The organism is Hyphobacterium vulgare (assembly GCF_042643335.1).
Lineage (GTDB): Bacteria > Pseudomonadota > Alphaproteobacteria > Caulobacterales > Maricaulaceae > Hyphobacterium > Hyphobacterium vulgare.
The window spans coordinates 138,089-158,715 of record NZ_JBHRSV010000016.1 but is presented as its reverse complement, the minus strand read 5'-3'; the positions used below and the strand labels follow the sequence as shown (position 1 = coordinate 158,715).

Annotated in this window: 16 protein-coding genes; 13 read left to right on the top strand and 3 right to left on the bottom strand. The window is 67.8% G+C overall.

Annotation, left to right across the window (positions count from 1 at the left end; genetic code table 11):
* Positions 1 to 26: 26 nt before the first annotated feature.
* Positions 27 to 581, top strand: a complete 555-nt coding sequence (locus ACFOOR_RS08940) for a MarR family winged helix-turn-helix transcriptional regulator (protein WP_343164544.1) — start codon at positions 27 to 29, stop codon at positions 579 to 581.
* Positions 582 to 676: 95 nt separating this feature from the next.
* Here the strand turns inward: ACFOOR_RS08940 and ACFOOR_RS08935 are convergent, their stop codons facing one another.
* Complete coding sequence (locus ACFOOR_RS08935; RefSeq protein ID WP_343164543.1) at positions 677 to 2,353, bottom strand: hypothetical protein; 1,677 nt, start codon at positions 2,351 to 2,353, stop codon at positions 677 to 679.
* Between the two features lie 166 nt (positions 2,354 to 2,519).
* On the opposite strand from ACFOOR_RS08935, the gene ACFOOR_RS08930 reads away from it, so the two are divergent.
* The 4 genes from ACFOOR_RS08930 to ACFOOR_RS08915 all read left to right on the top strand — a co-directional run bounded on the left by ACFOOR_RS08930 (position 2,520) and on the right by ACFOOR_RS08915 (position 5,628).
* Entirely contained in the window at positions 2,520 to 3,224 is a 705-nt protein-coding gene (locus ACFOOR_RS08930) for a response regulator transcription factor (RefSeq protein ID WP_343164542.1), read from the top strand.
* Positions 3,193 to 4,866 carry a stimulus-sensing domain-containing protein gene (locus ACFOOR_RS08925; RefSeq protein WP_343164541.1) on the top strand — a complete coding sequence of 558 codons (1,674 nt, stop codon included), beginning with the start codon at positions 3,193 to 3,195 and terminating at the stop codon, positions 4,864 to 4,866. Before ACFOOR_RS08930 ends, ACFOOR_RS08925 begins: the two co-directional genes overlap by 32 nt.
* 82 nt (positions 4,867 to 4,948) lie before the next feature.
* On the top strand, positions 4,949 to 5,356 hold the full coding sequence (locus ACFOOR_RS08920; RefSeq protein WP_343164540.1) for a PTS sugar transporter subunit IIA: 408 nt from the start codon (positions 4,949 to 4,951) through the stop codon (positions 5,354 to 5,356).
* Complete coding sequence (locus tag ACFOOR_RS08915) at positions 5,353 to 5,628, top strand: HPr family phosphocarrier protein (RefSeq protein ID WP_343164539.1); 276 nt, start codon at positions 5,353 to 5,355, stop codon at positions 5,626 to 5,628. Before ACFOOR_RS08920 ends, ACFOOR_RS08915 begins: the two co-directional genes overlap by 4 nt.
* A 12-nt stretch (positions 5,629 to 5,640) precedes the next feature.
* On the opposite strand, the gene ACFOOR_RS08910 is transcribed toward ACFOOR_RS08915, so the two are convergent.
* The gene (locus ACFOOR_RS08910; RefSeq protein WP_343164538.1) at positions 5,641 to 7,239 is read right to left on the bottom strand and encodes a hypothetical protein; all 1,599 of its coding nucleotides are present in this window, start codon (positions 7,237 to 7,239) and stop codon (positions 5,641 to 5,643) included.
* Between the two features lie 229 nt (positions 7,240 to 7,468).
* On the opposite strand from ACFOOR_RS08910, the gene ACFOOR_RS08905 reads away from it, so the two are divergent.
* From ACFOOR_RS08905 to ACFOOR_RS08895, 3 genes are all read left to right on the top strand, one after another.
* A complete protein-coding gene (locus ACFOOR_RS08905) occupies positions 7,469 to 7,930 on the top strand; it encodes an energy transducer TonB (protein ID WP_343164537.1) in 462 nt (153 codons plus the stop codon).
* Positions 7,931 to 8,311: 381 nt separating this feature from the next.
* On the top strand, positions 8,312 to 8,653 hold the full coding sequence (locus tag ACFOOR_RS08900; protein WP_343164536.1) for a hypothetical protein: 342 nt from the start codon (positions 8,312 to 8,314) through the stop codon (positions 8,651 to 8,653).
* A gap of 111 nt (positions 8,654 to 8,764) precedes the next feature.
* Positions 8,765 to 11,254: a sensor histidine kinase gene (locus ACFOOR_RS08895; RefSeq protein ID WP_343164535.1), complete on the top strand. Its 2,490-nt coding sequence runs from the start codon at positions 8,765 to 8,767 to the stop codon at positions 11,252 to 11,254.
* Positions 11,255 to 11,341: 87 nt separating this feature from the next.
* Here the strand turns inward: ACFOOR_RS08895 and ACFOOR_RS08890 are convergent, their stop codons facing one another.
* On the bottom strand, positions 11,342 to 11,662 hold the full coding sequence (locus tag ACFOOR_RS08890) for a 2Fe-2S iron-sulfur cluster-binding protein (RefSeq protein ID WP_343164534.1): 321 nt from the start codon (positions 11,660 to 11,662) through the stop codon (positions 11,342 to 11,344).
* A gap of 115 nt (positions 11,663 to 11,777) precedes the next feature.
* Here ACFOOR_RS08890 and tsaE point away from each other — a divergent pair, with 115 nt between their 5' ends.
* The 5 genes from tsaE to addA are packed head-to-tail and all read left to right on the top strand — an operon-like array spanning position 11,778 to position 20,610.
* Complete coding sequence (gene tsaE, locus ACFOOR_RS08885) at positions 11,778 to 12,248, top strand: tRNA (adenosine(37)-N6)-threonylcarbamoyltransferase complex ATPase subunit type 1 TsaE (protein ID WP_343164533.1); 471 nt, start codon at positions 11,778 to 11,780, stop codon at positions 12,246 to 12,248.
* Positions 12,226 to 13,320 (top strand): aminoglycoside phosphotransferase family protein, encoded by a 1,095-nt coding sequence (locus tag ACFOOR_RS08880; RefSeq protein ID WP_343164532.1) that lies wholly within the window; start codon positions 12,226 to 12,228, stop codon positions 13,318 to 13,320. Before tsaE ends, ACFOOR_RS08880 begins: the two co-directional genes overlap by 23 nt.
* A complete protein-coding gene (locus tag ACFOOR_RS08875; RefSeq protein WP_343164531.1) occupies positions 13,317 to 14,039 on the top strand; it encodes a nucleotidyltransferase family protein in 723 nt (240 codons plus the stop codon). The genes ACFOOR_RS08880 and ACFOOR_RS08875 overlap by 4 nt, the downstream gene beginning before the upstream one ends.
* Entirely contained in the window at positions 14,036 to 17,071 is a 3,036-nt protein-coding gene (addB, locus tag ACFOOR_RS08870) for a double-strand break repair protein AddB (protein WP_343164530.1), read from the top strand. The genes ACFOOR_RS08875 and addB overlap by 4 nt, the downstream gene beginning before the upstream one ends.
* Entirely contained in the window at positions 17,068 to 20,610 is a 3,543-nt protein-coding gene (gene addA / locus ACFOOR_RS08865) for a double-strand break repair helicase AddA (RefSeq protein WP_343164529.1), read from the top strand. Before addB ends, addA begins: the two co-directional genes overlap by 4 nt.
* The last annotated feature ends 17 nt before the right edge of the window (positions 20,611 to 20,627 follow it).

The window sequence follows — 20,627 nt, the reverse complement described above, 5'->3', positions numbered from 1 at the left end:
AGAGGACAGCCAGCGGAGGCGATCCCATGGGCAAGACACCGGAATTCGATCTCGCGGGTTCGCCCGGCCATCTCCTGCATCGTGCGCAGCAATTCGCGGCCGAGCATTTCGCCAAGGCGATGCCGGACGACATGAAGCTGACCCAGCGCCAGTTTGCGGTGCTCGCCGCGACGGCCGGGCAGGAAGGCCTGACCCAGACCGATCTCGTCCGGGCGACGGGTATCGACCGGTCGACGCTGGCCGAACTCGTCTCGCGGATGGTGACGCGCAAGCTGCTCCGACGGGAGCGGGTGCCGGGCGATGCCCGCGCCAATGCCATTCACCTGACCGATGAGGGCCGCACCGTCTATGACACGGCGCTGGCCAGCGCCGTGGCGGCCGATGCGTCGATCATGGAGTCGCTGCCGAAGAACAAGCGCTCCAGCTTCCTGGAAACCCTGCGCCGGATCGCGATGTCGATCGAGGAGGCCGAGGCCAAGCTGAAGGCCGACGCGCTGAGAGAGAAGGAAGCGGTCAAGAAGGCGGCGAAGAAAGCCTCCAAGAAGGCCCGGAAGAAAGACAAGAAGAAAAAGAAGAAGTGACGGCCGTCAGGTCGTCATCCTCGCGCAGGTGGGGATCCATTTCGGGGGCAGCGCTCGGGTCATCCCGATATCGATCGGGATCGCGTCGCCGGGCCTCAGGCCGCCAGCGACTTCATCAGTGTTTCTATCTCGCCCAGCTTCGTGCGTTCGCCGTCGGCGCGCGCTTCGCTCAGGCCGGCCTCGGAGCGCAGCAGTTTCACCGCCCGTGCCTGCGCTTCGGCGACGCATTCGCCGAGCGGGAGCACGCCGGTTGCCGCGAGCTTCAGAAGCGAGGTGACCCGGTCGAGGACAGGACGATCGCTGTTCGCGACCTGGTCGAGCAGGTTGCTTGCCTCCAGCAGCTTCCTGCCCAGCTTGTCGAAGGCGCGTGACAGGTCGGCGAGGTCTTCGTCCGGATAGTGTCCCTTCAGGGCGCGGGCCTGGTGACGCGCGAGGCGGGCCAGTCGGTCGAGTGCATTTCCCGGTCCGCGCGTGAACCAGCTCTCGGTCCTGTGAGCGCCGAGCGCGGCACGGATATATCCTGCGAGCTTCTTCTTGTTCTGTTCACCGACGATGTTCTCTTCCAGCGCCAGAAGCCGTGCGATTTCCGTGTTGGCGTCCTCGGCATCCTCGAGATAGTCGGCGATCGTTTCCGGGGTGAGCAGTCGGGCCGAGCGCTGCGAAAAGGCATCCTGGAGCGAGTCCACCGGCAATTCCGGCCCCTGGGCCAGCACGAGTTGCTGGGCGAGGGCGCGGGCGAGCTTCACTTCAGAGGCGACGCAGTCGGGCTTCATCCGCCGCGGCTTTCTCAGCTGGGCCAGAAGGCGGCGTGCCACCGCCGTGCGTGTCGCGGACAGTGACTTGATCATGCCGGCGAGCTGACGTGCGGCTGCCGGAGCATCGCACAGATCTTCGGCATCGGGCTTGCCGCAATAGATGTCCGCCAGACGCTGCACCTCGCCGCCCAGATCGCTCACGTCACCGACGAGACCGGCAATGCCGCTGTCGAATGCCAGGATTTCCGACAGGAAGGTATCGGTCTCGGTGAGGGCAATCTCGCGCAATTCCGGATCTGCCGGCAGATCGTCCGTGAAGCCGATCAGGCATTTCACCTTGTCGCGATAGGACCGTTCCTCGCTGAGGCGGTCGGCGATCGCGGCCCGCAACCGATAGATATTCGGTTTGGCACAGATCTCTTCAACCGTGCTGGCGAAGGACCGTCCGGCGGGAAAATTGGGAAGCTTCTTGTTGCGGCCGTCCTGATAGATGCGGGTCAGCGCGCGCCCGATCAGATCCTGCAGCTGGCGGGTATAGGCGTGGACATTGGCCTCGCCGTCGCGGGCACTGGCCACGGCCACCTTCTGGATGGCGTGCTGCAGCTCGGTGCCGCCGGTCTCCAGCATTTCGACGAGGTCGGGCCGGTGAAGCAGTTCCATCGGACTGGCCTGCTGGCGTTCCAGCCATTGGGCGAGCGTACGGTGGATCGTGTCGCGGGCGGCGGGATTGGACAGATCGTCCGGTGTCAGACAGGGCAGGGAGGCATCCCCGGCCTTTTCCTTTTCCTGCTCGAATTTTTCCGCACCCTTCTCGAACACGGTCGAGGAGCGGAAGGTCCGCGAGCCGTCATCATAGCGCTCCTTGGACACGCGGACCGAACCGGTCGGAAGCGTCGTCAGCAGCTTTTCGGCGAGCGCGATCGCTTCCTCGCGATCCTCGCGCGCCTCGGCAAGCGACCAGCCGGCCTTGCGGTGGCGCTTCACGAAGATCTCGTAGTGAATGCCGTCAGCCGCCATTCCCGTCCCCAGTCACGCTATTTGTCCCGGCCGGTTCAGGCCGGTCACGAGAATGCCACAGACAGGTTTAAGACCGGGTGAACCATGGGGGCTTTGTGACGCGCCCCGGCTTGGATAGAGTTGCCACAATTTCGGGGAATCGCCTCAGGCGAGGAAGGGCAGACACTTGGCTACGATCGCGCTGGTCGACGACGACGAGAATATCATCACCTCGGTTTCCATCTTTCTCGAGGGCGAGGGCTATCACGTGCGGGTCTACAATGACGGCGCGTCAGCCCTGGCGGCCCTGTCGGAAAGTCCGGCCGATCTCGGCATTTTCGACGTGAAGATGCCGCGCATGGACGGCATGGAGCTGCTTCGCCGGTTGCGGCAGACCTCGAACATGCCGGTGATCTTCCTGACCTCGAAGGATGATGAGTTCGACGAGGCGCTCGGCCTCAATCTCGGGGCGGACGACTACATCACGAAGCCCTTCTCGCAACGGCTTCTCGGCGAGCGGGTCAAGGCGGTGCTGCGCCGCGCGCGCCCCGAACCGGCGACGCCGGGCGAGCCGGAGCCGGGCGACCGCAAGCCGATCATGCGCGGACGGCTTCTGCTCGACCCGAACCGCCATGCCTGCTCCTGGGATGGCGAGCCGGTACGCCTGACGGTGACCGAGTTCCTGATTCTGCAGGCCCTGGCCACGCGCCCGGGCTATGTGAAAAGCCGGGACGCGCTGATGGACGCGGCCTATGACGATCAGGTCTATGTCGACGACCGCACGATCGACAGCCACATCAAGCGGATCCGCAAGAAATTCCGCGAGACCGACCGGGAATTCGACGCGATCGAGACGCTTTATGGCGTGGGGTATCGCTATAAGGAATCGTGACCGGTCCGAGGGCGATGACGCCGGTTTCCGCTGGCCGCGCCTGTCCTGGCCGCGCCTGACCCGGCCACGATGGTCCGCGCCGCGCCTGGCGCAGATCATCCTGGCCGCGAACGGGCTTGCGCTCCTCATCCTGATCATCGGCATGCTGGCCGTGTCGGAGACACGGCGCGGCCTTGTCGAGGCCAAGATCGACGCGCTGCGGGCGGAAGGCGAACTGATCGCCAACATCCTCGCCGAGGGAGCTGCGGAGAGCGATCCGACTCCGGTCCTGCTCGATGGCGAGGCGCGGGCGATATTGCGCCAGCTCTATGTTCCCGAAGACGTGCGCGTGCGGATTTTCGACAAGGGTGTGCGCACGGTCGCCGACAGCCACCTTCTGGTCAGCCGGTTCGATGTCGAGCCCCTGCCCGATATCGGCGATACCGGCGCGCCGGGCCGCGACCAGCGGCCCGTGTTCACGCGCCTTCTGGAAGGACTGGGCGCGCTCCTGCGCACGCAGGAAGAACGTGAGGCGCTGCGCCGCTCGCTGCGCGACGAGGTCGATCTCGCGATACTCGGCGAGGCGGTGTCAGGCGTCCGGCGGCAGGAGGACGGAACGCGGGTCGTCTCGGTCTCCATCCCGATCCAGCCGGTGCAGGCCGTGGTCGGCGTGGTGACGCTCGAAAGCTTCGACCTCGACGCGCTGATCGCCTCCGAGCGGCGGGCCTTGCTGCCCTTCATCCTGCTGGCGGCTGTCGTCACCATCCTGTCCTCGCTGGCGCTCACCGTGTTCATCGCGCGGCCGGTGCGCCGCCTTGCGCTGGCGGCTCACGAAGCCCGGCTCGCAGGCGGACGCCGGGTAAAGATGCCTCATCTCGAAGGGCGCAAGGACGAGATCGGCGAATTGGGACTGGCCCTGCACGCCATGACCGAGGCGCTGTATGACCGGATGGACGCGATCGAGCAGTTCGCGGCCGATGTCGCGCACGAGCTGAAGAATCCGCTGACCTCGATCCGGTCGGCGGTCGAGGTGCTGCCCAAGGCCGCCGATGCCGAGCGCCGCGACCGGCTGCTCGCCGTCATCCAGTCCGATGTGAAGCGGCTCGACCGGCTGATCACCGATATTTCGCGCGCCTCTCGCCTCGATGCCGAGCTGGCCCGCGAGGATACCGCGCCCGTCGATCTGGCGGCGTTGTTGCGCGACATCGTCCAGTCCTACCGGGACTCGCGCGGGGATGGGCCGGAGATCGTGTTCGAGCCGGCCGCCGAGGCGGCCCCGATACGGGGCCGCGCCGGACCGCTGGGCCAGGTGGTCCGCAACCTGATCGACAACGCGATCACCTTTTCGCCGGAGGACCGTCCCTCGAAAGTCCGGGTGTCGCTGTTTCGCGGGCACCGCGACGGTTTCCCGGCCTGGACCGTCACGGTCGAGGATGACGGGCCGGGAATTCCCCCGGACAATCTGGAGACGGTTTTCAAACGCTTCTACACCGACCGGCCCAGGGGCGCGGCCTTCGGAACGCATTCCGGTCTCGGCCTTGCCATCGCCCGGCAGATCGTCAAGGCGCATGGCGGCTCGATCCTCGCGGAAAACCGCACCGGGCCGGACGGGGCGGTGAAGGGCGCGCGCTTCGTCATCCTGCTTCCCGCCGACCGCGGCTGATGCCTGCGACAGGGTGTCAGCGCACAAAGGCCTTTTCCCCGGCGCCCTGGCACGATTAGATGCGCAGGCTTGGGGAGGTCGCATGATCGGACTGGTTGTTGTCACGCATGGTCGACTGGCGGAGGAACTCGTTGCCGCCGCCGAGCACGTCGTGGGGGAATTGCCGGCGTGCAGCGCCGTGTGCATCGGACCCGACGACGACATGGAGCAGCGGCGAGACGATATCCGCGAGGCCGTCGAGTCGGCTGACCGCGGCGAGGGTGTGCTGATCCTGACCGACATGTTCGGCGGCACGCCATCCAACCTGGCGATTTCGCTGCTGGAAAAGGGGCGGATCGAGGTCGTCGCCGGGGTCAATCTGCCGATGATGATCAAGCTGGCCGAAGCGCGCGAGGACCAGGACGTGGCGACGCTCGCCGACACCGGTGCGGCCGCCGGACAGCGCTATATCGCGGTGGCGTCTCGGGTGCTTGACGGCTCCGCCAAGTGAGTTCCGTCGTCCGCAAGGTCACGGTGCGCAATGCGCGCGGCCTGCATGCACGCGCCGCGGCAAAATTCGTCGAGACACTGCGCGGTTTCGATGCCGAGGCGCGCGTGGCGACCTCAGCGGAAGCGATCGACGCCGATTCGATCATGGAATTGCTGATGCTGGCCGCCGGGCCGGGCACCGAGCTGACGCTGGAGACGCGCGGGCCGGACGCGGAAGCGGCGGCCGATGCGCTCGAAGCGCTCGTCGCCGCCGGCTTTCACGAGACCGACTGATCCGGTTCGCCGTCAGGACTGGCGGTCGGCATCCTCACCGGACGGCGCGTCGTGCGCCATCATCGGGTCATGATCAACGTCGGATGCCAATTCCGGCGTGTCCGCCTCGTCCGGGAGGTCGGGCGCGTCCGCCTGGGTCGTGATCGTGTCTTCGCCCGCCGGTTCGGGCTGCGCCGCCAGCGGCGGAGGTTCCGGCAAGCTCATGTCGCGGTCCGAATTGTCCGGCATTTCGGGTTCGGGCGCGCGCAGGCTGACGACGGCGTCGCCCGGCTCGGTCTCGCCGCGGGCGCGGGCCAGTTCGGCGTCGGACGGCAGGTCGTCATCGGCTTCGAGGGTCTGCGTGTCCTCACCGGCCATGGCGGCCGCGAGCGCGCCGAAGGCGGCGCTGGTCCGGGCGTCCCGGGTCAGCGTGGTATCCTCGGCCGTGGCAGTGGCGCTCAGCGTACGCGGCGCGTCCTCGACTTCAGTCGGGGGGGAGGCGGCTTCGGGAATGTCCGGTTCGGACACCGCTTCGGGAGCTTCGGCAGCGGGTTCGGCAGCCTCGGCGGCGAGGCCTTCGGCCGCGTCTTCGGCCGGATCGGCATGGGTGCGTTCCGCCGCGTCATTGGCGGCTTCGGAGACCTGTTCCGCTTCGTCGTCGGCAGGCGCATTTTCGGCCGGTTCCGCAGCGTCCATCGCGACAGCGCCAGCCGACAGGGTCGCCACCGCCATTGCGGGTTCGGAACTGCGGGCCGCCGGCGGGCTGACCACGCTTTCCTGCGGCGGGTTGCGCAGCATGTGTTCCGACAGGCGCGCGACACGGCCGCGGAAGCGCGAGGCATCGCGCACCCGGTTGATGAATCCGGCCAGGCTGAAGAAGAGGACGAGGCCGCCGATCGCCATCAGGACGATCCCGGTGGCGCCGTCGACACCACCGAGGACGAGGCCGGCCGACAGCGCGGCGGCGATGAAGAGCGGCACCCAGACCACGCGCCAGGTACGGCCGACATAGGCGATGAGGCCCAGCAAGGCGAGGCCGGCGCCAAGCAGGACGGCATTCGCTGCTTCGGCTTCCACAATGCCGGTCGAGGCGACGACGCGGTCAAGCCCGCCAATGCTGGCAGCCGGATCGGCCCCGATCAGGAAGCCGGCCTGGGACGCGACGAGGGCGACAAGGTCGAATGCCGGCAGGCCGGCAAACAGGGACGGGTTCAGCTCGAGGAAGGCGGCCCGCAGGGCTGGCCAGACGAGCACGATGGCAAACAGCGCCACCGCGATCATCGACAGCCACCAGTTCGCGCCGCGCGTGATCCCGGCGCGGGACAGGGCGCGGGTCGCGTCGGGGGCGGCCGGTTCCCAGCTGTTGGTGCGATAGTTGATCACCGAGACCGGGCGCGACTGGCGGTCGGGGCCCGACTGCGCGCGCAGGACGGCGATGCTGTCACCAGTCTCCATCGGCGCATCGCCGTTGGCGAGCCGGACCGTGTGCAACCCGCCATCCATGTCCTGAAAGCGGCGCTCGGAGGCGCGCTGACGGCGGTCCGGACTGGCGATATGGCCGGTCGTGGCAAAGAATTCGAGCTGGCGGCGCCCATAGGACTGACTGGCATGGGCCGTCGGCAGAACTGGCATCGGCTTACTCCCCTTGCGCCGCAGGATCGCACCAGAACCGTATCGCTCTGGCGCACAAGCGGCGAACTCCACTCCATCACCCTACAAGTTTGGGGCCATGTTAGGCCAAAACGGTAACAGTTTGTTCAGTCCTGTGGCAGGGGTTTCTTGTCTGAGGCGAAGCAGGCGCGGGGGCCGGGGCCGCAACCGACCGCTTGCGGGATGCGGCAAAGCCGCTAGCGTGCGCGACATGCGCCTGATTTCCCTTCTGCCCGCCCTGTTTCTCGCCGCCTGCTCGACGCTTCCCGCGGCGGTGTTGCCCGATGCGATGACGCCCGACCGGCTCGATCCGCGCGAGCGGCCCTTCCGCCCGCGCTCGGACTATCCGGTGCCGCCGAATGTGGACTCCCTGATCGGTCCGGAAGACTGCCAGGGCTCGCAGCTCGCCGCGCAACGGTTCGAACTGCCGGACTATCCGGTCGGAGCCTATGCGCGAGGCCTGCAGGGCTGGGTCGTGGTGCGCTTCCACGTCTATGACACCGGCAATACGCACCGGGTGCGGGTGGCGCGGGCGGTGCCGTCGGGTCCGTTCGACGGCGTCGCGGTCGCGGCGGTGGAGGACTGGCGCTTCCAGGGGCTGCCCGAAGGCATGGCGCTGACCAATTGCGTCGTCCTGTTCGAATTCCGCATGGGTGAGGTGCGGATAAGGTAGCCCTTTTCCCTCCCCTTGAGGGGGAGGGACGCGAGCGACGCCCGTCAGGGCGACGGGAGCGGGGTGGGGTGAGAGGCCCTTCAAAAAAACACCCCCACCCCGGTCGGCTGGCTGACGCTCAGCCTCCCGGCCCTTCTCCCCTCGAAACGCTCCACTGGAGCGTTTCGCCCTGAGGGACGGGTCGAAGCCTCAAGCGGGAGGGCGAACGCAGGCGATCTTCAAGCCTTTTCCGCCCCGGATTTACCTGTCCCCGCGGAGGCGGGGATTTCGGGGCCCACCCACAATGCGAACCCGTCTCTGACGGTAGGTCCCGGCACAAGGCCGGGACGGCGTTGATCTTCGATTGTAATACTATATCATCACGTGCGGGAGGCGCCTCGAATGCCCGCATGGGTCCGCTGGATACTCGCCGCACTCGGCGCAGCCGCCGTCACGGGCGGGCTGTTTGTGGCGATGCCGTCGATGATCCGAATCGGCGATCCGGAACCGGGGCGCGCGCTGATTGCGTGGCAGGAGGCCAATCCGCCTGAATATGGGGGCGCGTTCGATCCTGAGCAGTTGCGCCCTTTGTGTCTGTGTAGTCCCCCGGCTGCTGGAAACGATACCGAGTTGTTTGACCACTCATTGGAGCATGTCCACGCATTCATCGACTTCCAGCTTGCCTACCATCGTGCTGTCACCTTCCGCGTGCGCCAATCGAACCCGGATCAGGCCCCAGATTAATCCCTCACCCGACTGCCTTAGCGTTCGCCGCAGCGGCGCGTTAACGCTAAAGTCCCGATTCGGACGAATCATGGGCGCGCGTCCAATCGAGGGGGCCAACGGAAACGGGGCATGTCCGCAGGCGCTGAAAGCATCCAGATCGCGACCCTCGTCGTCACCGCCGGGGCGGTGATGTTCGCCGTCGCGGCGAGCGTCTGGGCGATGCGCGTCACCACGGGCGCGCGCGCCGCGCAGGCGATCTGGAAACGCCGCGTCACCGATCTCGAAGACAAGCTGACCCGCGCCGATTCCACCTTTGGCGCCTATCCCGGCCTTGTTCTTGTGTGGGACACGCCGCCCGATCTCGCCGGCGGCGCGGTCGAGGACTGGGCCAAGCCGCGCATTTTCGGCTCGCCCTCCGCGCTGGCCAGCCTGCTGAAATTCGCCGAAGCCGCCGACGGGCCCGATCCGGGCAGTCTGCTGCTGGAAGGCGTGGCCGATTACGAGGCCCGCGCCGCCGATGGCGAGGAAACCACGCTGCGCCGCCGCTTCGCCCAGCTGGTGACCGAGGGCAAGCCGCTGTCGCTGACCATTCTGGGGCCCGAGGGCCGCTTCCTCGAGGCCGATGGCCGTGCCGCCGGCCTGCAGATCGCGCTCTTCCTGTCCGACGCGACCATCCGCGGCATGGAAATCTCCGGAGCGCGCGGCCGGGTGGAGGAAAGCCGCCGAACTGTCGAAGCGGATCCGGCCGCCTTCCTCGACACGCTGGAACGCGCGCCCTTCCCGGCTTGGCGGATGAATGCTTCGGGGCGTCTGGAATGGGCCAATGCCGCCTATGCCGCCGCGGTCGACGCCAAGGACGCCGCCGACGCCGTCGCGCGCCAGATCGCGCTCGATCCGGGTCTGAAAGGCCAGGCCGGCGAAGCGGTGAAGGCCGGCGAGGCCGTCGCCAAGACGCGTCCCGTGGTGATTGCCGGCAAGCGCCGCGCGCTCGATCTCGTCACATTCCCGGTGTCCGGCGGAGCGGCAGGGTTCGCGCTCGACGTGACCGAGGCGGAAGAGTCCAAGGCCGCGCTCAAGCGCTTCCGCCGCGCACATGACGACACGCTCAACCACATGGCCGAGGCGGTCGCCGTGTTCGACCGCGGCCAGCGCCTGGTCTTCCACAATACGGCGTTCGAACATCTTTATTCGCTTGACCCGTCCTGGCTGAACGACCGGCCGAGCCATGGCGAATTGCTCGACCGGCTGCGCGAAAAGCGCCTGCTTCCGGAACAGGCCGACTATGCGGCGTGGAAGAAGGGCGAGCTCAACCGCTATGACGCCGCGCCCGGCGAGGAAAGCCCCGACGAGCTGTGGCCGCTGCCCGACGGGCGCACGCTGCGCGTCGCGCGCCAGCGCCATCCCTTGGGCGGGCTGATGCTGATCTTCGAGGACAAGACGGACGAGCTGGCCCTGCGCGCGCGCTACAACACGCTGATCAACGTCCAGCGTGCGACACTCGACAAGCTGCACGAGGCCGTCGCCGTGTTCGGTTCGGATGGCCGGCTGCGCCTGCACAACACGGCGTTCGAGGGTTTGTGGAAGCTTTCGTCGACCGATCTCGAGGGCCAGCCCGCCTTCGAAAGCATCGTGAAACGCTGCGAGAGCCTGCACCCCGACGCCGAGGCCTGGGCGGAGATGAAGGCGCGCGTGACCGATCCTTCACCGCAGGCGCGCAAGCATGTGACCGGCGAATGGGTGCGCTCGGACGACAAGGTGCTGACCTATCTGTCGCGGCCGCTGCCCGACGGGGCGACGCTGATCGCCTGGGACGATGTCACCGACTCCCGCCGGATCGAGGAGGCGCTGCGCGACCGCGCCGAGGCGCTGGAGGCGTCCGACCGGATCAAGAGCGAGTTCGTGGAGCATGTCAGCTATCAGCTGCGCACGCCGCTCACCACGATTTCCGGCTATACCGACATGATCATGCAGGGCTTTGCCGGCGAGCTGTCGGAGCGCCAGCAGGGCCCGATGACGGCGATCAAGGAAGCCTCCGAAGAGCTCGCCAAGCTGATCGACAACGTGCTCGACGTCGCCGCGATCGATGCCGGACAGCTGGAACTGGAACTGGGCGATGCCGATCTCGGCGCGATTGCGGAAGAAAGCGCCGCCTTCTTCGCCGCCAAGGCCGAGCATGCCGGGGTGAGGATCTCGCTCGACGACCGGACCGGCGAGGCCAGCCTGATCCGGGCCGATGCGCGGCGGCTGAAACAGGTCGTGCTGAACCTTCTGTCGAACGCCATCCGTCACACGCCGAAGGGCGGCACGGTGACGATCGCGCTGGAGCACCGGGACGGTAGCGCGACGATTGCGGTGAAGGACGAGGGCGAGGGGATCGATCCCGAACGCCTGGCGCGCGTCTTCGAACGTTTCGAACGCGGCGTGCGCGGCGGAGCCGGGCTGGGCCTGGCTCTGGTCAAGGAGATCGTCGAGCTGCACGGCGGCTGGGTCGATCTCGAATCCGAACCCGAACGCGGCACCACGGTCGTGGTTCACCTGCCCGAGGAGGCGGCCGAAGCCCATGCCGCCCCCGAGCTGGACCTCAAGGGCCGGCTCAAGGGCGAAGCCAAGGCGGTTTAGGGCATTCGTCATTCCCGCGAAGGCGGGAATCCAGAGCAACCGAAAGACTGGACTCCCGCCTGCGCGGGAGTGACGGAATTGTGAATCCTACCCCTGAAACTCAGGCATCCGCACAACAAGGCCGTCGAGCTCCGGCGTGACCTTGATCTGGCAGGAGAGCCGCGAATTGGCCTGCACCTCGGAAGCAAAATCGAGCATGGAATCCTCCATCGAGGAGCGCTCACCGGCTTTCGCCCGCCAGGCCTCGTCGACATAGACATGGCAGGTGGCGCAGGCGCAGGCGCCGCCGCAATCGGCATCGATGCCGGGCACCATGTTGCGGATTGCGCCCTCCATGACGGACAGGCCATCCGGCACGTCGATCTCGTGACGGGTTCCGTTGTGCTCGATATAGGTGATCTTGGCCATGTCGCTTTCGTCTTGAGGCTGGTGCGTTTCAGCGCAGGCAATTGGCGGGCGAGGCGCGCGAAGTCAAGCTTGACCCCGCTTGCCCGCATCGCGGCGCTTCGCTAAGCGCGGAGGCATGACCGGTGTGTCGCTCGATTTCTCCCTGAAGGACGCTGCCGCGACCGCCCGTCTCGGCGCGGCACTCGGTGCACGCCTGCGCGGCGGGGACACGGTGTTGCTGGTCGGCGATCTGGGAGCGGGCAAGACGACGTTCGCGCGCGGGATGATCGCGGCGCTGGCCGGCGTCGATGATGCGCCCAGCCCGACCTATACGCTGGTCCAGTCCTACGAGACCGCGGACGGGACGCCGCTTGTCCACGCCGATCTCTATCGGATCGAGGACGAGGGCGAACTGGGCGAGCTGGGCCTGGACGATGCGTTCGACGATTCCATTGTCCTGATCGAATGGCCGGACCGGCTCGGACAGCGCGCACCGAAGGAGGCCCTGACGCTGAAGCTGAGCCTCGCCCCGGAAGGACGCATGGCGCATATCTCGGGCGGGACGGAATGGAAGGACAGGCTCGATGGATTCGACCCGCGCGGCTGAACGCACAGAATTCGTCGCCGGGGCGGGTTGGGGCGATGCGCAGGTGCAGCCCTTTCCGGGCGATGCCTCGACGCGGCGCTATTTCCGCCTGACGCGGGGTGGCGAGACCGCCATCCTGATGGACGCGCCGGCCAAGGCGGAAAGCGCGGCGTGTCCGCCGGACGCAACGCCGGCAGAACGCGCCACGCTCGGCTACAATGCGCTCGCCCGGCTCGCCGGTCCCAATCTGACGGCGTTCACCGGGCTGGCCAGCGAACTGACCGCGCGCGGCTTCTCAGCGCCGTGCATTCTTGCCGCCGACATCGGGCGGGGCTTCCTGCTGCTCGAAGATCTCGGCGACCGGCTGTTCGTGCATGCCATCGCGGACGGCGAGCACGAGGCCGCGCTCTACGAGCATGCGATCGACACGCTGGCGGCACTCTACCGGTCGAGTTTTCCAGACCGCTTGAGCTATTCCGGGGCGGAATGGCCGCTGCTGGACTATGACGCGCCGGCGCTGGGTGCCGAGACGGGACTTTTCCTCGACTGGTATGCAAAGCATCGCGCCGGCACCGTCAGTGACGCAGCCCGCGCCGAGTGGGACGCGATCTGGTCCGACATGTTCGGCGCGCTCGACGTTCATGCCTCCGGTCCCGCGCTGCGCGACTATCATGCGGAAAACCTGCTCTGGCTTCCGGACCGCGACGGCCCGGCAAAGGTCGGCCTGCTCGACTTCCAGGACGCGCTCTTTGCCCACCCGGCCTATGACCTCGTCTCGCTGATCGAGGATGCGCGCCGCGACGTGGACCCCGCGCTCGCCGAACCGTTGAAGCGCCGCTTCATGGACAAGGCGGCGCTTTCCGGCGCTGACGCGTTCGACACCGCCTATGCGGTGCTCGGTGCGCAACGGAATGCGAAAATCCTCGGCATTTTCATCCGCCTGTCGGAGCGGGACGGGAAGCCGAAATATCTCGACTTCCTGCCGCGCGTCGCCCGGCATTTCGTCAACGATCTCGCCCATCCCGCCCTCGCGCCGCTCAAACGCTGGACCGAGACGCACGCCCCGGCCGTGTTCGACGAGGCGAAACGATGACGGCGATCACGACCGGCATGGCGCTGGCCGCGGGGCTGGGCACGCGGATGCGCCCGCTGACGGACGACCGGCCGAAGGCGCTGGTCGAGGTCGGCGGCAAGGCGTTGCTGGATCATGCGCTCGACCGCTTCGCTGCGGCGGGGGTCTCGCGCACGGTCGTCAACATCCACCATCTCGCCGACCGGATGCGGGCGCATATCGAGGCCCGGTCGGGTTCGCCGGAGATCGTGATCTCCGACGAGACGGACGCGCTGCTCGAGACCGGCGGCGGCATGGTCAAGGCGCTGCCGCTTCTGGGAGAGGACCCGGTCCTGGTCAGCAATATCGACGCGGTCTGGGTCGATCGCGGCACGCCGGAGCTGAGCCGCCTGATGCAGGCCTGGGACGAGGCCCGGATGGATGTGCTGCTTCTGCTCGCGCCGATGGAGCAAACGCTCGGTTTCGACGGGGCGGGGGATTTCTTCCTTGGCGATGATGGCCGCCTCGACTGGCGCGGCGACCGCACAAGCGCGCCCTACGCCTATGCCGGGGCCCACATTGTGCATCCGCGCGTCTTCGCCGGTGAAAGCGTGCGCCGCTTTTCGCTGACCGGGATCTGGAAGCGTTTATCCACCGAAGGCCGACTGCATGGCCTTCCGATGAAAGCATTCTGGATGCATGTTGGCGATCCGCGTGCCCGCGACGAGGCGGAAGCACGCCTCGCCGCGGGGATGATGTGACCGACAGCGTCTTCAAAACGCCCAGTCCACGCATATTCACCCTGCCGCCGGGCAGCGACTTCCTGCGTGCCGTGGCGCGGCAGGTGCTGGCCGAGACCGAAGCCACGGGTCCGGAAAGCCTCGCCGACATCACCATCCTGACCCCGACGCGGCGGGCGGGCCGTGCGCTGATCGAAGCCTTTGCCGCCGAGCGGGGCGGAAAGGGCGCGGCCATTCTGCCGATGATCCGGCCGATCGGGGATGTCGACGCCGACGAACCGCCCTTCGAACCCGGGGAACTGGCCGATGCGGCGGCGCCGGCGATCGACCCGGCGCGGCGGCATTTCGAGCTGACGCGGCTGATCCTCGCCAGGGAGGAAGCCGCCGGGCGCACGATGACGCTCGGCGCGGCGATGGCGCTGGCCGAACCGCTGGCCGTGCTGATCGACGATTACTGGACCGAGGAGACGGGGGATTTCGCCGCGCTCGGCGAGCAGATCGCCAGCGTCCTGCCGGCCCATCTCCAGGAATCGGTGGATTTCCTGTCGATCGTGGGGGCGTTGTGGCCGAAACGGCTGGCGGAACTCGGGATGAGCGACCCGGCACAGCGCCGGTCCGCGCTGTTGCGTGCGCTTGCCGAACGCTGGCGCGAGACGCCGCCGCGCGGGCCCGTCTTCATCGCCGGTTCGACCGGTTCGATCCCGGCGGCCGCCGACCTGATGGCTGCTGCGGCGATGCTGGAAAAGGGCTGCGTAATCCTGCCCGGGCTCGACACCGAGGCCGACGATGCGGCCTGGGACGCCATTGATGTCCTCGACTCGCAGCACCCGCAATGGCCGCTGAAGGCCTTTCTCGACCGGATGGGCGTGAGGCGCGGCGATGTGAAAGTGCTGCCGAGCGAGGGCGAGACCGACGCGATGCGCGCGCGTCAGCGAGTGATCGCCGAAGCCCTCCGGCCCGCCGAGGAGACGGCCGACTGGCTGAAGCGTATCGACCGGATCGCGGGCGGTCAGGGTGCGGACTATCTGAAACGCGGATTCGACGGTCTCTCGCTGCTTGAAGCCCCCGGTCCGGACGCCGAGGCGCTCGCCATCGCGCTGATGCTGCGCGAGACGCTCGATACGCCGGGCAAGACCGCCATGGTCGTCACGCCCGACCGGGCGCTGGCGCGGCGGGTCTCGGCGCATCTGCAGCGCTTCGGCATCAAGCTTGATGATTCCGCCGGTCTGCCGCTGTCGGGAACCGGGGCGGGCGGATTCCTGCAGCTCGTGCTCGACCTCGCGCTCGAACCCGGGTCCGCACTGGCCTTCACCGCGCTGGCGGCATCGCCCCTGTTTGCGCTGGGGCAGGCACGGGACAGTCGTCTGGCCCTGCTCCGGGCGATCGATATCGGTCTGCGCGGACCCCGCCCGGGATTGGATTTCGCGGCGCTGAAGCGCCGCCTGACCGACCCCGGGAACCACGCCCGACCACATGATCCCGAACCGGCCCTTGCCCTGATTGACCAGCTGGACTCGCTCTTCACGCCGCTTTTGCACCGCGAAGCCCGGCCCGCTGCCGACTGGGCACGGGCGCATGCGCAGATCGCCGAAGCGCTCACCGCGTCAGACCGTCCGGGTACGGAGCGGCTCTGGGCTGGCGAGGGAGGGGAGGCGGCGGCGGACCTGATCCGCTCCTTTCTCGACGAGGCAGAAACACTGCCGGACCTGACACTCGTGGACTATGCCGCCGCCTGGCGCGACATGGCCGGGGCGCGCCGGGTGCGGCCGCAGGGCGATCTGCATCCGCGGTTGAAATTGCTCGGCCCGCTGGAGGCACGCGGGCTCAGTGCCGACCTTGTGATCCTCGCAGGCCTGAATGAAGGCGTCTGGCCCGCCGGTCTCGGCGCCGATCCGTGGATGTCGCGCGGCATGCGGCTGGAAGCCGGGCTGGGCGCGCCCGAGCGCCGGATCGGCCTGTCAGCGCACGATTTCGCGCAGGCCGCCGCTGCGCCGGAGGCCATCCTGACCCGTTCGACCCGGGTCGATGGGGCCCCGGCGGTCGCCTCGCGCTGGGTCTGGCGGTTGGAAATGCTGGCGCGCGGCACGGATGCCGATGGCCGCCTTCTGAAACCCGGACGCGACTGGCTGGCCCTGGCCGGGGTGCTTGACCGGCCCGAAAGTGTCTCGCCCGCCCCGCCCCCGGCGCCCACCCCGCCGGCCGAGGCGCGGCCAACACGGCTTTCGGTGACCGCGATCCGGAAATGGATCCGTGATCCCTATGCGATCTATGCCGGGCAGATCCTGCGCCTGAAAAAGCTCGATGCTGCCGATCTCGAGCCGGAACACCGCGAACGCGGTTCGGCCTGGCATGGCGTGTTCGAAGCTTTCGTGCGCGAGTTCGGCGACCGGATGCCGGAGAATGCGGAAAGCTGGCTGGCCGAGCACGGCGCGGCCGCGATCGAGGTGGCCGGATTCGATGACAGCCGCCGCGTTCAGGAAGAGATCCGCTTTGCCCGCGCCGCGCGGTACTTCCTCGACTGGCACCGGGCCCGTCTGGCGCTGGGCCTGAAACCCGCCGGCATCGAGGTGACGGGCAGCTGGAGTGACCCCGAGACCGGATTCACGCTGCATGGCCGCGCCGACCGGATCGATCGGACGCCGGACGGGTGTCTTGACCTGATCGACTACAAGACGGGAGTCCCGCCCAAGCCGAAGGCGACGAAAGCCGGGTTCGAACCACAATTGCCCCTGACCGCTCTGATCGGCAGTGAGGGCGGGTTCGAGGATGTCGATGCCGGCGAGCCCGGCGGGCTGATCTATGTGCGGATTTCCGGCGGCGCGGAACCGGGCGAGGAAGTCCGTGTGGACAAGGAAGACCCGTCGTTGGAACTGCGCGATCAGTATCTCGGCATCCTGCGCAAGCTGATTGCGGAATACGCCGACGCGGCGACGCCCTACCTCTCGCAGCCCCGCGCGCAGTATACGGACGATTATGGTGACTTCGACCAGCTCGCCCGGCGCGGCGAATGGGCTGACAGCGCCGCGGGTGACGGAAAGGAGGAGGCGTCATGACCTCCGTCATCGCTCGTGCCAGCGAGGCGCAGGCCCGGGCCGCCGATCCGGGCTACAACATCTTCGTCGAGGCCAATGCCGGATCGGGCAAGACGCGCGTGCTCGTCGACCGGGTCACGCGCCTCCTTCTCAACGAGGTGGCGCCGGACACGATCCTCTGCCTGACCTACACCAAGGCGGCGGCGGGCGAGATGAAGACGCGCCTGTTCGACCGGCTGGGCGGCTGGTCCGTGTTGGCCGACGAACCGCTTGAAGCGGAGCTGAAGCGGCTGATCGGGGAGCCGTCGCGCGACGACCTGACCCGCGCCCGCCGCCTGTTTGCCCGCGCGCTCGAGACGCCCGGCGGCCTGAAGATCCAGACCATCCACGCCTTCTGCGAAGGCCTTCTGAAGCGGTTTCCGCTTGAGGCCGGAGTCCCGCCCGGTTTCGACGTGGTCGACGAGGCCCATGCCGAGCGCTTCCGCCGGACGGCCCGCAGCGCCGTGATGCGTGCCGCCGGGCGAGACAAGGGAATGCGGTCGGCGCTCGAAACCCTCGCGGCGCGGTCGAGCGAGGCGCTCGACCAGGTCCTGACCGAAGCCGTCTTCGACCGGCAGCGCCTCGGTGATTTGTTCGAAACACCGGGGACGGAGAGTCTGATCGCCAGATTGCATGAAGCGCTCGGCATTCCCGAAGGCCTGACCGCCGACGCGGCCCGTATCGAGGCATGGGAAGATACCGATTTTGCGCGTCTAAAAGCCGCTGAAGCAGAAATGCAGCATGCCGTGAAGGACACCGAGCGAAAGCACGCGGCTGCGATCGGAGCAGCGTTTGCAGCGCCGTCTTCCGTTTTGGCGTATGAGGCGTATTGCGCGGTCTTCCTGACACAGAAGGGCGAGCCACGGGCAGAGAGCAGATTTCTGACCGTCGACTTCAAGCGCGACTTTCCACTGATCGCCGACTTCATTCTCGATGAGCGCGAACGGATAGTTGCTTCGATCACCCGCGTCCGTGCCGCCCAGGTCGCGGGCGATACCGCGGCGGCGCTGCGCATTGCATCCGTGTTTCTCTCCGCATACGGCGAAGCGCTGACCACGGCGCGCAAACTCGACTTCTCCGACCTTGTGCATGCCGCGGCGCGTCTGCTGAAGCGCTCCGAGGCCGCGGACTGGGTGCGCTACCGGATGGATGGCGGGATCCGCCACATCCTGGTCGACGAGGCGCAGGACACCGCGCCGGAACAATGGTCGCTGATCGAGGCGATTGCCGACGAATTCTTCACCGGCGGGCGGGAGACGGAGGAGACAGTCTTCTGCGTCGGCGACGAGAAGCAGTCGATCTATTCCTTCCAGGGGGCCGATCCGAAAGGCTTCATCGCCTGGGGCGAAAGGCTGGCCGGCAAGGCGACGCTGGCGGAGAAAAGGTTCGACCGGCCGGGGCTGGCCGCCTCCTTCCGCTCCTCCGGTCTCGTCCTCGCCGCCGTGGATCTCGCCTTTGGCCCAGAGGGCGGCGCACCCGAGGTGAAGTTCGTCGTCACCGAAGCTGAGCAGTATGCGCGCAGCGAGACCGCCTTCACGCGCTATCAGTCGCACCTTCCGGCCTTCGACAAGCCGGGCACGATCGAGATCTGGCCGCTGGTGCCGAGGCCAGAGAAAGCCGAAGCGGTTGATCCGTTCAGCCCGGTCGATCTCGACTCGCCCGGCAGTCCGAAAATGCAGCTGGCCGCCGCCATCGCCGGCGAGATCGAGCGCATGCTGAAAGCCGGTGAGGCGGTCCCCGACCGCGATGCGCCCAGCGGCGAACGCGCGGTGCAGCCGCAGGACATCATGATCCTGGTGAGGAAGCGCGACGGCTTCTTTTCCGAAGTCATCCGTCAGCTGAAAATCCGCAATGTGCCGGTCGCGGGGGCGGACCGTATGGTGCTGACCCAGCAGGTCGCGGTGCAGGACCTGCTCTCGCTGGCCCGCTTCGCGCTCAATCCGGATGACGAGCTGTCGCTCGCCGAAGTGCTGAAATCGCCCTTCTTCCACGCCGCGGGCGGGCCTTTCGTGCTCGATGACGCGGCGCTTTACGACCTCGCCTATGGCCGCGGCGGCAAGACGCTCTGGCAGGTGCTGCGCGAGAGCCGCGAGGCGCGCTTCGCCGAGGCGCGCGAGGCGCTCGAACGCGTGCTTGGCTCGGCCCGGACGACGGGTGTGCACTCGGTGTTCGCGCGGTTTCTCGGCGAGGTGACGTCGACCGGCGAAACGCGGCTGAAACGGGTGTTCGCGCGCCTCGGCGAGGAGCAGCGCGACGCGATCGAGGAATTCCTCGCCCGGGCGCTCGCCTTCGAGCGTGAGGAGACGCCCTCGCTGACCCGTTTCGTCGGCGCGATGGACCGGGAGACGGGCGAGATCAAGCGCGAGATGGAGGCCGGGCGCGGCGAGGTCCGGGTGATGACCGTGCATGCCTCGAAAGGCCTGGAAGCCCCGGTTGTCTTTCTGCCCGACACGGTGTCACCGCCGTCTCCCGGGTCAAAATCCTCGCTGTTCCGCTCTGCGGATTTCGGCTGGGTCTGGGGGTTGAAGAAGGACGCCGAGCCGGACCTTCCCGCCGCGCTGCGGGCTGCCGAAGCCGAGCGCGCCGAAGGCGAGAGCTGGCGGCAGCTCTATGTCGCGCTGACGCGGGCGGAGAGCCGGCTCGTTGTGTGCGGCGCGGCGATGGGGAACCGCAAGGAGGGCCTCGCCGAACGCAGCTGGTATGACCGGCTGAACACGCTTTGGGCCGGGGAGAGCTGGACGGAGTTCGCCTCTCCCGTGCCCGGCGCAATTCTGCCCGGCCGCCGCCTGGGCGAGGCCCCGAAGGCACTGGGCGCGGTGACCGGCAAGACCAGGGAGGACACGGTCCCGGACTGGGCAATTTCCGCCGCACCGGTCGAGCACGCGCCGCGCCGGTCAATGGCGCCGTCGCAACTGGCTGCGGAAAGCGAACCGGCGGCGCTGTCGCCCCTGTCCGGCAGCCAGGACCACCGCTTCCGGCGCGGCAATCTGGTGCACAAGCTCTTGCAGACCCTGCCCGACCTGCCGGATGAGCGGCGCGCGGGCGCAGCCGAGCGTTATCTGGAGCGGCAGCCCGACCTGCCGGACACCGAGCGGGCCGAGATCGCTGCCGAGACGCTCGCTGTTCTGAACCATCCCGATTTCGCGCCGATCTTCGGCCCCGGCAGCCGGGCGGAGGTGTCGATCGGCGGACATGCGCCTGGACTTCCCGAAAACGTGACCTTGAGCGGCCAGATCGACCGGCTGGTGGTGACGGGGCAGGACGTGCTTGTCATCGACTACAAAACCAACCGTCCGCCTCCCGGCGACCTGGCCGGGGTGGCGGACATCTACTGGATGCAGATGGCCGCCTACCGCGCGCTGCTGCAGGCGATCCATCCCGGAAAGACCGTCCGGTGCGCCCTTTTGTGGACGGACGGGCCGCGGCTGATGGAATTGCCCGGCGACTCACTCGATGCTGCACTCGCGAAAGGCTTCGCCGCACAGGCGGCAAAGCTTGACGATGCCGCAGCCGCTTCCTAGGTGAGGGCCGGTTTCCG

What these genes read in the sequence shown, in the direction of transcription:
- ACFOOR_RS08940 (WP_343164544.1), top strand. Translation starts at nt 27, where the DNA reads ATGGGCAAGACACCGGAATTCGATCTCGCGGGTTCGCCCGGCCATCTC.
- ACFOOR_RS08935 (WP_343164543.1), bottom strand. Translation starts at nt 2,353, where the DNA reads ATGGCGGCTGACGGCATTCACTACGAGATCTTCGTGAAGCGCCACCGC.
- ACFOOR_RS08925 (WP_343164541.1), top strand. Translation starts at nt 3,193, where the DNA reads ATGGCGTGGGGTATCGCTATAAGGAATCGTGACCGGTCCGAGGGCGAT.
- ACFOOR_RS08920 (WP_343164540.1), top strand. Translation starts at nt 4,949, where the DNA reads ATGATCGGACTGGTTGTTGTCACGCATGGTCGACTGGCGGAGGAACTC.
- ACFOOR_RS08910 (WP_343164538.1), bottom strand. Translation starts at nt 7,239, where the DNA reads ATGCCAGTTCTGCCGACGGCCCATGCCAGTCAGTCCTATGGGCGCCGC.
- ACFOOR_RS08905 (WP_343164537.1), top strand. Translation starts at nt 7,469, where the DNA reads ATGCGCCTGATTTCCCTTCTGCCCGCCCTGTTTCTCGCCGCCTGCTCG.
- ACFOOR_RS08900 (WP_343164536.1), top strand. Translation starts at nt 8,312, where the DNA reads ATGCCCGCATGGGTCCGCTGGATACTCGCCGCACTCGGCGCAGCCGCC.
- ACFOOR_RS08895 (WP_343164535.1), top strand. Translation starts at nt 8,765, where the DNA reads ATGTCCGCAGGCGCTGAAAGCATCCAGATCGCGACCCTCGTCGTCACC.
- ACFOOR_RS08890 (WP_343164534.1), bottom strand. Translation starts at nt 11,662, where the DNA reads ATGGCCAAGATCACCTATATCGAGCACAACGGAACCCGTCACGAGATC.
- tsaE (WP_343164533.1), top strand. Translation starts at nt 11,778, where the DNA reads ATGACCGGTGTGTCGCTCGATTTCTCCCTGAAGGACGCTGCCGCGACC.
- ACFOOR_RS08880 (WP_343164532.1), top strand. Translation starts at nt 12,226, where the DNA reads ATGGATTCGACCCGCGCGGCTGAACGCACAGAATTCGTCGCCGGGGCG.
- ACFOOR_RS08875 (WP_343164531.1), top strand. Translation starts at nt 13,317, where the DNA reads ATGACGGCGATCACGACCGGCATGGCGCTGGCCGCGGGGCTGGGCACG.
- addA (WP_343164529.1), top strand. Translation starts at nt 17,068, where the DNA reads ATGACCTCCGTCATCGCTCGTGCCAGCGAGGCGCAGGCCCGGGCCGCC.